The sequence below is a fragment of the Pseudomonas fluorescens HK44 genome (assembly GCF_000217955.3).
Taxonomy (GTDB): domain Bacteria; phylum Pseudomonadota; class Gammaproteobacteria; order Pseudomonadales; family Pseudomonadaceae; genus Aquipseudomonas; species Aquipseudomonas fluorescens_AQ.
In genome coordinates, this window is sequence record NZ_AFOY02000019.1 from 153,855 (window position 1) to 167,523 (window position 13,669).

13 protein-coding genes are annotated in these 13,669 nt (G+C 62.5%); 1 reads left to right on the plus strand and 12 read right to left on the minus strand.

Features of this window, described 5'->3' with window-relative positions; genetic code table 11:
- Positions 1–54 precede the first annotated feature (54 nt).
- From HK44_RS23160 to exbB, 6 genes are all read right to left on the minus strand, one after another.
- Positions 55–1,455, minus strand: a complete 1,401-nt coding sequence (locus HK44_RS23160; RefSeq protein ID WP_019694288.1) for an aminoacyl-tRNA deacylase and HDOD domain-containing protein — start codon at positions 1,453–1,455, stop codon at positions 55–57.
- A gap of 78 nt (positions 1,456–1,533) precedes the next feature.
- Entirely contained in the window at positions 1,534–3,609 is a 2,076-nt protein-coding gene (recG, locus tag HK44_RS23165; protein ID WP_019694287.1) for an ATP-dependent DNA helicase RecG, read from the minus strand.
- 9 nt (positions 3,610–3,618) lie between these two features.
- Positions 3,619–4,542, minus strand: a complete 924-nt coding sequence (locus HK44_RS23170; RefSeq protein ID WP_019694286.1) for a hydrogen peroxide-inducible genes activator — start codon at positions 4,540–4,542, stop codon at positions 3,619–3,621.
- 299 nt (positions 4,543–4,841) lie between these two features.
- Complete coding sequence (locus tag HK44_RS23175; RefSeq protein ID WP_019694285.1) at positions 4,842–5,591, minus strand: energy transducer TonB family protein; 750 nt, start codon at positions 5,589–5,591, stop codon at positions 4,842–4,844.
- Positions 5,588–6,016, minus strand: coding sequence for a TonB system transport protein ExbD (exbD, locus tag HK44_RS23180; protein ID WP_019694284.1), 429 nt, complete (start codon positions 6,014–6,016; stop codon positions 5,588–5,590). Before exbD ends, HK44_RS23175 begins: the two co-directional genes overlap by 4 nt.
- Positions 6,017–6,022: 6 nt before the next feature.
- Positions 6,023–6,991: a tonB-system energizer ExbB gene (gene exbB, locus HK44_RS23185; RefSeq protein WP_019694283.1), complete on the minus strand. Its 969-nt coding sequence runs from the start codon at positions 6,989–6,991 to the stop codon at positions 6,023–6,025.
- A gap of 187 nt (positions 6,992–7,178) precedes the next feature.
- Here exbB and HK44_RS23190 point away from each other — a divergent pair, with 187 nt between their 5' ends.
- Positions 7,179–8,036 carry an SDR family oxidoreductase gene (locus tag HK44_RS23190; RefSeq protein WP_019694282.1) on the plus strand — a complete coding sequence of 286 codons (858 nt, stop codon included), beginning with the start codon at positions 7,179–7,181 and terminating at the stop codon, positions 8,034–8,036.
- 87 nt (positions 8,037–8,123) lie between these two features.
- On the opposite strand, the gene HK44_RS23195 is transcribed toward HK44_RS23190, so the two are convergent.
- From HK44_RS23195 to HK44_RS23220, 6 genes are all read right to left on the minus strand, one after another.
- Entirely contained in the window at positions 8,124–8,864 is a 741-nt protein-coding gene (locus HK44_RS23195; RefSeq protein ID WP_019694281.1) for a hypothetical protein, read from the minus strand.
- Between the two features lie 55 nt (positions 8,865–8,919).
- Entirely contained in the window at positions 8,920–9,300 is a 381-nt protein-coding gene (locus HK44_RS23200; RefSeq protein ID WP_003229509.1) for a RidA family protein, read from the minus strand.
- Between the two features lie 36 nt (positions 9,301–9,336).
- Positions 9,337–11,442 (minus strand): bifunctional GTP diphosphokinase/guanosine-3',5'-bis pyrophosphate 3'-pyrophosphohydrolase, encoded by a 2,106-nt coding sequence (spoT, locus tag HK44_RS23205; RefSeq protein ID WP_019694280.1) that lies wholly within the window; start codon positions 11,440–11,442, stop codon positions 9,337–9,339.
- A 57-nt stretch (positions 11,443–11,499) separates the two neighbouring features.
- Positions 11,500–11,763 (minus strand): DNA-directed RNA polymerase subunit omega, encoded by a 264-nt coding sequence (rpoZ, locus tag HK44_RS23210; RefSeq protein WP_003177259.1) that lies wholly within the window; start codon positions 11,761–11,763, stop codon positions 11,500–11,502.
- Between the two features lie 168 nt (positions 11,764–11,931).
- Entirely contained in the window at positions 11,932–12,552 is a 621-nt protein-coding gene (gene gmk, locus HK44_RS23215; RefSeq protein ID WP_019694279.1) for a guanylate kinase, read from the minus strand.
- A gap of 12 nt (positions 12,553–12,564) precedes the next feature.
- Entirely contained in the window at positions 12,565–13,428 is an 864-nt protein-coding gene (locus tag HK44_RS23220) for a YicC/YloC family endoribonuclease (RefSeq protein ID WP_019694278.1), read from the minus strand.
- Positions 13,429–13,669: the final 241 nt, after the last annotated feature.

A 13,669-nucleotide genomic window follows, 5' to 3' on the forward strand; every position in this document is an offset into this window, starting at 1 on the left:
ATGGAAAGAGCCCTTCAAGTCTAAACATACAAGCGGGCTTGCTCGCGAATGCTTTTAGGGCTGGGTGAACTGTGAGGCGAGTTCGCGCAGCAGCACTTCAGCTTCGAGGACTTTGCTGACGACGTCTTCGGCTTTGTCGCGCGTCAGGCTGAGGCGCTCGAGCAGGGCGTTGGGGATTTCTTCGTCGGGGCCGGAGCCGATGCCACGGCTGCGCAGCAGGCGCACGGCCAGGCAGACGAGGTTCGGGTATTCGGCGTAGTCGCCGTCGTAGCTCGGGTCGTGCTGGAAGCGCAGCGCGGTGGCCAGCTCATCCGGCATGTCCCAGTAGCGCATCAGCCACGCGCCGATCTGTTCACGGCTGATGCCCAGCAGGTGTTGCTCGACAAAGCTGTGGCACAGGTGCGGGTTGACCTCCAGGTGCCGGCAGATCAGCGAGAAGTGCGGCGGGAAGACGTGGGCCAGCAGCAAGTAGCCGAAGTTGTGCAGCAGGCCGGCGAGGTAGGTCAGGCCGGCTTCCGGGCGCTGGGCGCGCGGCATCGCGCGGGTCAGGCCGTCGATGACGGCGGCGGTGTAGATCGATTGGTGCCAGTACGGCGTGGTGTGTTGCGGGTGGTCCTTGGGCAGGCTCAGGGTTTTGCCCAAGGCCAGGCCCAGCGCCAGGTTGATCACCAGATCAAAGCCCAGCACGCGGACGATCGCGTCTTCCACTGAACGAATCTTGCCGGGTGAGGCGTAGTACGGCGACGCCGCCCAGCTCACCACTTGCGCGGCCAGCGCCGGGTCGGTTTCGACGACGCCGGTGATGTCGTCGATGGTGGCGTTGGGGTCGACCCGCAGCTTGATGATTTTTTGTGCGGTTTCGGCCAGCGGTGGAATCTCGATGGTCGCTTCCAGGCGTTGCTGAATGCGGCGCGCCGTGAAGGCCTGCACCGCTTGGGTGATTTCCTCGCGGTCATCGTCGGGGCGGTCGAGGTTCGGGCGGATGCGGCTCAGGGCTTCGCCGAAGTTCGCGGCGCTGGCCTTGGTCAGCATGCTTTTGAAGTCTTCGCGGGTGATTTCCAGCAGCACGCCCGGTTCACCTGAGTTGATCAGCAACTGCGGTTCGCGCAGCAGGCTTTCTTCGTACAGGCATGGCGAGCTGGTGAGCGCCGGGAGGCCGGGCAGAAGGCTCAGGTTGTGTTTGCCGAGCATGCGCTCCAGGCGTTCGGTCGGCACGGCGGTGAGCCGGCGGCCGGTGAGTTCGGCGAGGCGGTTGAGGTCCAGCAACTGGCTCTGCGGGAACAGCACCATGAGCGCGCCGACAGCGTCGTCGAGCAGCACCGCTTGCACCTTGCGGGCGGGGTTGAGGCCCGGGTGATCGAGCACTTCGGCGTAGCTGATGCCCAGTTTGCCGAGCAGCAGCCGGATAACAGACGGGGCGTGCGGGGCTTCGGGTGCGAGGGCAACTTCGGTCATGGTGCGTGTCCGTTTTCAAACAATTGCAGGAGTATAACCAGCTTGTTTAAAACCATCGCCCAGAAACTGAGACGCTGCTCACACTTGGCCGTATTGCTGCCCATGGCGTAGCCAGCGGTCGAGCAACGGGCTGACGTGCTGCGGCCAACGTTCCAGCAGCGCCTGAGCCGCATCGCGCACCGCCGGCAACAGGTCGGCGTCGCGCATCAGGTCGGCGACCTTGAATTGCAGCAGGCCGGTCTGGCGGGTGCCGAGCATCTCGCCGGGGCCGCGCAGTTCGAGGTCTTTTTCGGCGATCACGAAGCCGTCGTTGGTTTCACGCATGATGCCCAGGCGTTGACGACCGATCTGCGACAGCGGCGGATGGTAGAGCAGCACGCAGTGACTGGCGGCGCTGCCCCGGCCCACGCGACCGCGTAACTGGTGCAGTTGCGCCAGGCCGAGGCGTTCCGGGTTTTCGATGATCATCAGGCTGGCGTTGGGTACGTCGACGCCGACTTCGATCACCGTGGTCGCCACCAACAACTGCAACGCACCCGCCTTGAAATGAGCCATGACTTCGGCTTTTTCCGCCGGCTTCATGCGCCCGTGAATCAACCCCACGCGCAGTTCGCCGAGGGCGGCGGTGAGGTCTTCATAGGTGGTTTCGGCGGCCTGGCAGGTGAGCTCTTCCGACTCCTCGATCAGCGTGCATACCCAGTACGCCTGACGCCCTTCGGCGCACGCGGCGCGCACCCGCTCGATGACTTCAACCCGGCGCGTGTCGGTGATCAGCACGGTGTTCACCGGGGTTCGGCCGGGCGGCAGTTCGTCGAGGATCGAGGTGTCGAGGTCGGCGTAGGCGCTCATGGCCAGGGTGCGCGGAATCGGCGTGGCGGTCATGATCAACTGGTGCGGGCACATCCGCCCGCCAACGCCTTTCTGTCGCAGCGCCAAGCGCTGCTGGACGCCGAAGCGGTGCTGTTCGTCGATGATCACCAGCGCGAGGTTCTTGAACTGCACTTCGTCCTGGAACAAGGCGTGGGTACCGACCACCATCGGCGTGCCGCTGGCGATTTGTTCCAGTGCGGCGACGCGGTTCTTGCCCTTGAGCTTGCCGGCCAGCCAGGCGACTTCCAGGCCCAGCGGTTCGAGCCAGCGTTTGAAGGTGATGAAGTGTTGTTCGGCGAGGATTTCGGTCGGCGCCATCAGCGCGACTTGATAACCGGCCTCCAGCGCTTGCAAGGCCGCGAGCGCGGCAACCACGGTTTTACCGGCGCCGACGTCGCCCTGAATCAGCCGCAGCATCGGCTCGTGCTGGCTCATGTCGTAGGCGATTTCATTGCCCACCCGTTGCTGCGCGCCGGTCGGCGGGAAGCCGAGGTTGGCCAGGTATTGGGCTGGCAGCCTGGTGGCTTTGGGCATGGCCGGCGCCCGCAGCGCGCGCATGCTTTCGCGCAGGCGTTGCTGTGACAGCTGATGGGTCAGCAGTTCTTCGAAGGCCAGACGGTGCTGTGCCCAGTGATGACCGAGCGCGAGTTCGTCGACATCGGCATCGGCAGGCGGGTGATGCAGGTAGCGGATCGCGTCGGCCAGCGGCGCCAGCTGGTAGTCCCGCGCCAGTTCTTGCGGCAGCCAGTCAGGCAAGCTGCTGGGGCCGAGCAAGGTCAGGGTTTGCATGCACAGTTGGCGCAGCCGCTGTTGGGTCAGGCCTTCGGTGAGCGGGTAGACCGGCGTCAGGGTTTCATCCACCGGCGGCGGTTCGTCACCGGTGATGGCGCGGTATTCCGGGTGGTAGATTTCCAGCCCCGATGCACCGGGCCGGGCCTCGCCGTAGCAACGCACGCGGGTGCCGCGTTTCAGGCCTTCCTTTTGCGCGTTGCTGAAATGGTAGAAGCGCAGGCTCAGCCCGCCGGTGCCGTCCTGCAGGCGCACGACCAGGCTGCGGCGCCGGCCCATGACCACGTCGGCGCCGCTGACGGTGCCTTCGATCACCGCGTCCTGACCCGGCCGCAAATGGCCGATCGGCACCACGCGGGTGCGATCCTGGTAGCGCAGCGGCAGGTGGAACAGTACGTCCTGGAGGTTTTCCAGGCCGACCTTGGCGAGTTTTTCGGCCATGGCTTCGCCGACACCCTTGAGTGCCGTGACCGAGACTTGCGACAGCTCAGCCATTGCTAACGTTTAACCCGCAACCGCTGGCGCCTTGGCCACCGAGCACAGGCGGATCGAGTCAGCGAGGATTTCAATTGCTTTGGGCCGCGGGAAGCTGGCGCGCCAGGCAATGGCCACGGTGCGGAACGGCACTGGCGGCGCCAGTGGACGCACTTCGAGCACGCCCGGCGCGTAGTGGTGACTGTCGACAGCGGAGAGCGGCAGGATCGAGATGCCCAGGCCGGAGGCGACCATGTGTCGAATGGTTTCCAGCGAGCTGGATTCGACGGTGGTGTGCTTGGCGCCGTCGTTGCCCTTGGCCAGGGTCGGGCAGGCTTCGAGCACTTGGTCGCGGAAGCAGTGACCTTCGCCGAGCAGCAGCAGGCTCTTGTCGTTGAGCAGGCTGGCGTCGATGGATTCTTTTTCGGTCCACGGGTGCTGGGCTGGCATCAGGACGTAGAACGGTTCGTCGTAGAGTTGCAGGGTCAGCACGTCGGCGTCGTTGAACGGCAGGGCGATGATGATCGCATCCAGCTCGCCGTTGCGCAGTTTGTCACGCAGCACGTGGGTGAAGTTTTCTTCGATGTACAACGGCATCTGCGGGGCGACCCGGTGCAGTTGTGGAATCAAATGCGGGAACAGGTAGGGGCCAACAGTGTAGATCGCACCGACTTTCAGCGGGGCGGTCAGTTGGTTTTTGCCGGCCTGGGCCAGTTCACGAATGCCTTGGGCTTGTTCAAGGACTTTCTGGGCCTGGGCGACGATACCTTCGCCGACCGGGGTCAGGCGCACCGCGCTTTTGCTGCGCTCGAAAATCAGCACACCGAGTTCGTCTTCAAGTTTTTTCACGCCCACCGACAGGGTCGGCTGGCTGACGTGGCAGCGCTCGGCCGCGTGGCCGAAGTGCTGCTCTTGGGCGAGGGTAACGATGTAGCGTAATTCGGTGAGGGTCATAGCGGGCGTCCATGATGATGCGGCCAAGCATACCGGCTGCAATCGATAGACGCACGTTATCAGACTGAGAGCTGCGCGCGACACTGGGCAATGCCTGTTTGGCGCTGGCGAATATGCAAAAGGCACCTTTCGGTGCCTGCGTGTTGTACCCGTGGCGAGGGAGCTTGCTCCCGCTGGGTCGCGAAGCGGCCCCAAAATCGGCAATCGCGGTTCACCAGCAATATCGCGCTGGCTGATTTATGACTGCTTCGCAGCCGAGCGGGAGCAAGCTCCCTCGCCACGGGTTTTGTGTCCGGCCTTTAGTGTCGGCGTTTTTCCAGGGAGTACACAAACGGCGCAACAATTTCGATCGAGCCGTTGCTCAGCATGTCGGCCGGTGGCTTGGGCAGTGGCTGGGCGCGGCGGATCATTTCCAGGGTGGCCCGGTCCAGATCGGCATTGCCGGAACGACCGACCAGCTCGTAGGACAGCACGTTGCCTTCAGCGTCGACCACGAAGCGCAGGCGGTTCAAACCTTCTTTGCCACGCGATTGGGCAGCCGGCGGGTACTTCTTGTACTTGGCCAGGTGCGCCAGCAGTGTGCCTTGCCAACTTTCCTTGGCCGCAGTCTGCGCTGGCGTTGGGCCTGGGGCGGGTGGCGCGGATTTCTCCGTCGCAGCGTTGGTCGGCGGCGCGTCGCTGGGTTTTTCCTCGGCCGGTTTCTCCTTCGGCGGCTCGGGCTTTTTCTCCACCGGCTTGGGCGGTTGAGGCTTGGGCTTGGGTTTGACTGGCTTGGGCACCGAGATCGTCGGTTTTGGTGCTTCCGCGAGTTTCGGCAACGGCAGTTCTTCGACCGGGGCCGGTGGTTGCGGTGGCGTCACGACCTTGGGCGGTGCGGGTGGCGGTGGTGCCGGAAGCGGCGCCAACTCGACCATCATGGCCATCGGTGGCAGCTCGACCGGCGGTGAGGACTTCCAGTTGAGCGCGAGCACAATCGCGACCGCATGGACGCCCAGCACCACGGCCAGGCTAGCGCCGTAACGCGTCAGCTTTTGGCGCGTCGTGATCATTGCTTGGCTGCCGTCTCAAGTCCGACCAGGCCGACTTTCAGGTAGCCGGCGGCTCGCAGGGCATCCATCACGTGCATCAGGTCGCCGTAGTCCACGCCTTTGTCGGCCTGGAAGAAGATGGTTGTATCCTTCTTGCCATGGGTTCGCGTATCGAGGGTCGCGCCGAGGGTTTCGGCGTTGACTTCGTCTTCGCCCAGGTACAGGCGCTGGTCGGCCTTGACGCTGAGGAACACCGGTTTCTCTGGTCGTGGTGCCGGTTTGGCGGTCGAGGCGGGGAGGTCAACCTTGATGTCCACGGTGGCCAGCGGCGCGGCCACCATGAAGATGATCAGCAGCACCAGCATCACGTCGATGAACGGCGTGACGTTGATTTCGTGGTTCTCGGCGAGATCGTCGTCCGCGCCTTCCTTTAAATGCAAGCCCATGGCGGATTACCCTACTTTGACCATGTGCGGTTGCGAGGTGGTGCGCTCGGCCGGCAGGTGGTCGAGGTCGCGGCTGACCAGCAGCAGGACTTGCGCCGAAGCGTCGGACACCTGGGCCTTGTAACCGGCGATGGAGCGGGCGAAGACGTTGTAGATGACCACCGCCGGAATCGCGGCCACCAGGCCCAGCGCAGTGGCCAGCAGGGCTTCGGCGATGCCGGGGGCGACGACGGCGAGGTTGGTGGTCTGGGTTTTCGCGATGCCGATGAAGCTGTTCATGATGCCCCACACGGTGCCGAACAGACCAACGAACGGCGCGGTGGAGCCGATGGTGGCCAGCACGCCGGTGCCGCTGCTCATGTTGCGGCCGCAGGCAGCCACCAGACGCTCGAGGCGGAAGCTGACGCGTTCCTTGATGCCTTCTTTTTCGCGGCTGTTGGCCGACAGGCGCATTTCTTCCAGCGCGTCGTGGACCAGCAGGTTGGCAAGGGTGCCTTCCTTTGCCGCGCTGACGCTGGCGTCTTTAAGGGTGGTGGCTTTTTTCAGGCTGGCGATTTCACCGCGCAGACGACGCTTGGCACCCAACAACTCAAGGCCCTTGGCGATCCAGATAGTCCAGGTGATGATCGAGGCGATGGCCAGGCCGATCATCACGATTTTCACGATGATGTCGGCGTTCTGGTACATGCCCCACGGCGACAGGTCATGGGCCATGCCCAAGGAATTGTCGGCTTCGGGAACTTCGGGAGCGTCAGCGCCAGGGTCTTCGGTGGCCAGTGCCGGGTCGGAGGCGAGGGGGGGCACGACCGGGGCGGCGTGATCAGCGTGAGCGGCGGCGACTGGCGCGGTCGGCTCGACGGCGAAGGCAGCGGTCGGGGTCAGCAGCAGGCTGAACAGCAGCGCGGCGACCGCGCTCAGGGCGCGAGAGGGACGAGCAAGCGTGGTTGGCGAAGCGGAGAGTGAATTACGTGTCATGCTGGCCGGACCTGAGAGAAAAAGAGGGTTTAATGTCCTTCCAGGCCTCGTGGGCCGAGAACAAAAGTGGCTGGCATTATTGCAAGTAATTCTTGTTAACAAAAGTAATAGAGTCTCTTTTTCTTTGATTGCTAGCCGCGCGTCCAATGCCAAGGCTAGCCTGTACCTTTCTGATGGGAGATTTTTGATGTCCGCGCCTTCTGTTTTAATTGCCGGTTGTGGCGATGTCGGCGGCCGTCTGGCCACTCAACTATTGGCCTCGGGGTGGGAGGTTCATGGCCTGCGGCGTGACATCTCACGCTTGCCCGAGGGCGTTATTGGCGTTGCCGGCGACTTGTTCAATGAAGAGTGCCCGGCAACCTGGCCCGTCGGTGCGGTGGATTACCTGGTGTATTGCGCGGCTGCCACCGATCACGATGAAGCCGGTTACCGCGCCGCTTATGTCCAGGGCTTGCAGCATGTGCTGGAATGGCTGAACGACTACGGTCAGGCGCCCAAGCACCTGCTGTTCGTTTCCAGCAGTAGTGTTTATGGGCAGCAGAATGGGGAATGGGTCGATGAAACTTCGCCGACTCAAGCGGATAGCTATTCCGGGCGAGTGATGCTGGAAGCTGAGCAGGTTGCTTTAAACAGCGGCATCCCTGCCAGTGTTGTGCGCTTGACCGGGATTTACGGTCCGGGCCGCGAGCGGCTGTTGACGCAGGTGCGCGGGGGGTATCGCGTGGCCATCGACCCGCCGCTGTATGCCAATCGGATTCATGCCCATGACGCCGCAGGCTTGCTGGCCTTCTTGCTCAAGGCGGACCACCAGGGTGCCGTACTGGATGACTGCTATATCGGCGTCGACGACGCGCCCGCGCCGTTGGCGGACGTGGTGGGCTGGTTGCGCGAGTACCTTGGGGTAACCGAATGGTCAGAGGATGCCAGCGTGCGCCGTACGGGCAGCAAGCGTTGCAGCAACGCCCGCGCTAAAGCGTTGGGCTGGACACTGCGCTATCCGAGTTTTCGCGAAGGGTATGCGGCGATTCTTGAAGGCCGCAGCTGACTTTCAAGCGCCCCAAAACAACTGTGGGAAGAGCCGGGCGACGTTCGTCTCTTCCCACATTGGTTCTTTGGTGACCCTAGAGCAGGATCACTGTTTTTCCAGTGTCCATTGGCGATTGCCAGGGGAGAACGAAGGTACTTCGTCCGCCTGTGCGCCATTGACTGCCTGGAAGATCTCCATCTGTTTGCCATTGCGGGTGAAGATCCACGGGTTGCCCTGGCCGCTCAGTTGCAGCCAGACCGTGTCGTGGCCACCGCTCATGGAAGCGCAGTCGCCCGCCAGGCACAGCGCGTAACGGTCAGCACCGGGCAGGCCTTGAACGGCGCCATCGGCCTGGAACTGTACGGTGCTGCCTTCGCCAGGGCCGTTGACGATCTTCCAGCTACCGCCCAGGTAGGCTGAGTACAGCGCACGCTCGAAGCTGGCGCCGATCGGCGCGCCTTCGGGGGCGAGGTCTTTGGCGCGGTCAAACAGTTGCTCGGGCTCGTTGTCGTTGGCCACTTGCTGCAGGTGTTTGCCGTCGCGCTTCAATTCGGTGGCAGCGCTGCCATAAAACTCGACTTTCCAGGCATCGGATTTCCCGCCGAGCATTTTGCCTTCGACGTTCTCGAAACCGTTTGTGTATCGCGCCTGGCCGGCCCTGGTGTTGACGTCCCACTCCAGGTTCGGGCCATAGGCTTGCAGTGCTTCGCGCAGCGGGCCGCCCTTGGCCGCAGCATCGATTGCCGACTGGTTGATCCAGGTGCCACTGATGTCGCGGTCGGCAGGGTTGCTGGCACAGCCACCGAGAAACACCGCGAGCAACGAGAGAGCTAGCGCTTTGCGCATGAGGAGATCCTTACAGAACGAAGTCGGCGCAACCCGAGGGGTTGCGCCGTGCGTATTACTCGATGACCAGGATGGCATCCATTTCAACCTGCGAACCCTTTGGCAGGGCGGCCACGCCGATGGCGGCGCGCGCCGGGTAAGGCTGGTCGAAGTATTTGCCCATGATCTCGTTGACCTTGGCAAAGTGGCTCAGGTCGGTGAGGAAGATGTTCAGTTTGACGATGTCCTTGAACGAACCGCCAGCGGCTTCAGCCACGGCTTTGAGGTTCTCGAACACCTGGACGGTCTGGGCTTCGAAGCCTTCGACCAGTTCCATGGTTTTTGGATCGAGCGGGATCTGGCCGGACATGTAGACGGTGTTGCCAGCCTTGATCGCCTGGGAGTAAGTACCGATGGCGGCCGGGGCCTTGTCGCTGGTGATTACAGTCTTGGTCATGTATGACTCCTTGTAATGGGGGGCTGTATGGACGAGCTAGGCACGCATGCGGGTGATGCGAATCACCCCGGTCAAGGCGCGCAGTTTCTTGATCACGCGGGCCAGGTGTACACGGTCGTGCACGCTGACCACCAGTTGGACCACGCTGATACGACCGTCGCGTTCGTCCATGCTGATTTTTTCGATGTTGCCGTCGGCAGCGTTGACGCTGCTGGCCAGCAGGGCAATCAGGCCGCGCTGGTGTTCCAGCTCGACGCGCAGTTCGACATTGAATTCGCCGGTGACATCCTTGGCCCACGAGAGCTGGATGCATTTTTCCGGGTTGTGGCGGATTTCGCTGATGTTGCGGCAGTTGTCCAGGTGCACGACCATGCCTTTGCCGGCGGACAGGTGGCCGACAATCGGGTCGCCCGGGATCGGCGTGCAGCACTTGGCGTAACTGAGCACCAGGCCTTCGGTGCCGCGAATCGCCAGCGGACCTTCCGGGCTTGGCAGCTGTTCGCCTTCGCCGAGCAGGCGGCGGGCGACGACGTAGGCCATGCGATTGCCCAGGCCGATGTCTTCGAGCAGGTCTTCGATCAGTTCGAGGCGGTATTCGTTGAGCATCGCCTTGATGCGCTCGGCCGGGACTTTTTCCAGCGAGCTGTCGAAGCCGTTGAGCACCTTGTTCAGCAGGCGTTCGCCGAGGCTGATGGACTCGGAGCGGCGCTGCAGTTTCAGCGCGTGACGAATATGCGTGCGGGCCTTGCCGGTGACCACGAAGTTGAGCCAGGCCGGGTTCGGCCGTGCGCCCGGAGCGCTGACGATCTCGACCGTCGAGCCGCTTTGCAGCGGTTCGGACAGCGGTGCCAGGCGACGGTTGATCCGGCACGCGATGCAGCTGTTGCCGACGTCGGTGTGCACCGCATAAGCGAAGTCGACCGCCGTGGAGCCTTTTGGCAGCTCCATGATCCGGCCTTTTGGCGTGAACACGTAGACCTCGTCCGGGAACAGGTCGATCTTCACGCTTTCAATGAATTCCAGCGAGTTGCCGGCGCGTTGCTGCATTTCCAGCACGCCCTTGACCCACTGGCGGGCGCGGGCGTGAGTGCCTTTTGGCTGCTCGTCGCCGCTGGATTTGTACAGCCAATGGGCAGCGATGCCGTTGTTGGCCATCTCTTCCATTTCACGGGTGCGGATCTGGATTTCGATCGGTACGCCGTGCATGCCGAAGAGCGTGGTGTGCAGCGACTGATAGCCGTTGGCCTTGGGAATCGCGATGTAATCCTTGAAGCGACCCGGCAACGGTTTGTACAAATTATGCACAGCACCCAACACGCGGTAGCAGGTATCGACCTTGTCGACGATGATGCGGAACGCGTAGACGTCCATGATCTCGTTGAAGGCCCGGCGCTTGCCGCGCATTTTCGTGTAGATGCCGTAGAGGTGTTTCTGGCGACCGCTGACCTCGCCCTGAATGCCGTCGATGGCCAGGCAGTGGCTGAGGGATTCTTCGATCTTGTTGACGATTTCCTTGCGGTTGCCCCGGGCGCGTTTGACCGCCTGGTAGATCCGCGCGGAACGCATCGGGTGCATGGCCTTGAAGCCCAGGTCTTCGAATTCTACGCGGATGGCGTGCATACCCAGCCGGTTGGCAATGGGCGCATAGATTTCCAGGGTTTCCTTGGCGATCCGCCGGCGTTTTTCACCGGACAGGACTTCCAGCGTGCGCATGTTGTGCAGGCGGTCGGCCAGTTTGACCAGGATCACGCGAATGTCGCGCGCCATGGCCATGGCCATTTTCTGGAAGTTTTCGGCTTGGGCTTCGGCTTTGGTCTCGAAGTTCATCTGGGTCAGTTTGCTGACCCCGTCGACCAGTTCGGCCACGGTTTCGCCAAACTGCGCAGAGAGCGCTTCCTTGGCAATGCCGGTGTCTTCGATCACGTCATGCAGCATTGCGGCCATCAAACTCTGATGGTCCATGTGCATGTCGGCAAGAATGTTCGCGACCGCTAACGGGTGCGTGACGTACGCCTCGCCGCTGCGGCGGCGCTGGCCGTCGTGGGCTTGTTCGGCGTAGAAGTACGCTCGGCGGACCAGGTTGACCTGGTCGGTGCCGAGGTAGGTCGATAAGCGTTCGGCGAGGGCGTCTATGCTCGGCATGATGACTCCTGCCGATGGCTGTGACCCCGCGCCGTGCTACGTCGACCAGGCATGGACTTAGACGGCCTCGTTGGACTCGTCCTCGAACGCTGCGAACAGCGGTTCGTCTTCGACGATTTCAGCATTGGCGATGAACTCGTAGCTCATCAGGCCTTCAGCGATTTCACGCAGGGCCACAACGGTAGGTTTGTCGTTTTCCCACTGGACCAGGGGCTCTTTGCCGCCGGTGGCCAGTTGACGGGCACGCTTGGTAGAGAGCATGACCAGCTCAAAGCGGTTTTCCACGTGTTCTAGGCAGTCTTCAACGGTTACGCGGGCCATGGTATTCCTCGGAGCGAATGCAATATGCGCGCTGCCCGGTTGGGCGAGCGGACTCAACAGTTTAAAAAATCACCAGCGATTAGGGAAGCGCTGATTTTTTAACCAAGCCCTTCAGCGCGCTGCAAGTACCAATGTAAAGCCCTTGCAGCGGTTTTGGGAAGAGCTGATTCAGCCCAGCAATTCGGCAAGCAATTTACCGAAACGCTGTTGCTGACGTTTCTGATGCAGCTGATTGGCGCGAAAAATCGCTTTCAGGTCCTCCAGCGCCTGGTTGAAATCATCGTTGATGATCAGGTAGTCGTAGTCGACGTAGTGGCTCATCTCGCTGACCGCTTCACGCATCCGGCCTTCAATGATCTCGTGGCTGTCCTGGCCGCGGCCGTGCAGGCGTTGGCGCAAGGCCTCCTGGGAGGGCGGCAGAATGAAGATCGAGCGCGCATGCGGCATCAACTTGCGCACCTGCTCGGCGCCTTGCCAGTCGATTTCCAGGATCAGGTCGTGGCCTTCATCCAGGGTCTGCTGCAGGTGGCTTTGCGAAGTGCCATAGAGGTTGCCGAACACTTCGGCGCGCTCCAGGAAGTCGCCGTGCTCGATCATCTTCACGAACTGGGTACGGTCGACAAAGTGGTAGTTCACCCCGTCCACTTCGCCCTGGCGCATGGCGCGGGTGGTGTGCGAGATCGAAAGGCGGATCTGTGGAAGATCGTTGATCAGGTCCTTGACCAGGCTGGTTTTGCCAGCGCCGGACGGGGCGGAAATGATGTACAGGGTGCCAGTGCTGTGGGTCATGTCGGGGTAGCCTTACTCAATGTTCTGCACTTGTTCGCGCATCTGCTCGATCAACACTTTGAGGTTGACCGCAGCCTGGGTGCTGCGCGGGTCGAAGGCTTTGGAGCCCAGTGTATTGGCTTCGCGGTTGAGCTCCTGCATCAGGAAGTCGAGGCGCCGACCGGCAGCGCCGCCGGACTTGAGCACGCGGCGAACTTCAATGATGTGGGTGCTCAGGCGGTCCAGTTCTTCGGCGACGTCGCTTTTTTGCGCGAGCATGACCATTTCCTGTTCCAGGCGCTGCGGGTCGAGCTCGGCCTTCATGTCGGCAAAGCGGTCGAGCACCTTCTGACGCTGGGTGGCGAGCATCTGCGGAACCAGTTCGCGCAGGGTCACCACGTCTTCTTCAATGGATGTCAGGCGTTCGTTGATCAGTCGGGCCAGCTCCGCACCTTCGCGCTCGCGGCCAGCCTTGAGCTCCTTGAGGCCTTCATTGAACAGGGTCAGCGCCTCGGCGTTGAGCGCTTGCGGGTCGCTTGCGTCAGCGACCAGAACGCCAGGCCAGGCCAGCACTTCCAGCGGGTTGAGGGCTGAAGGGTTGTTGATCAGGCTGGCGACGGTCTCGGCGGCGGCGACCAGTTGCGCGGCGCGTTCGCGGTCGACTTGCAGCGGTTTGCCGGCGGTTTCTTCGGTGAAGCGCAGGGTGCACTCGAGCTTGCCGCGCGACAGGCCCTGACGCAGTGCTTCGCGCACGTTGCCTTCGAGGTCGCGAAAGGACTCTGGCAGGCGCAGGTGCGGTTCCAGGTAGCGGCTGTTGACCGAACGCAGCTCCCAGCTCAGGGTGCCCTGGCTGCCGGCTTTTTCGACGCGGGCGAAGGCGGTCATGCTGTGCACCATGGAGGTACCTCGCGATTCAGGCCGGCGCCGAACCCTGCGGGCTCAACGGACCTGGTTAGATGAATTAAAGCCCACAGGCTGCAAAGGCGCAGGATTGTAGCGCAGTGCGGCGGATGCTCCCAAATGGCGCGTGTGACAAAGCGCAGCAGGTCGTCGCAAGGCGCGGTTCAGAGCCCTCGCTCGTCGCCCGGTTTTTTTAGAAGTGCCCAGGCGCGCCCGGTCGCCCTATAATGCTCGGCAG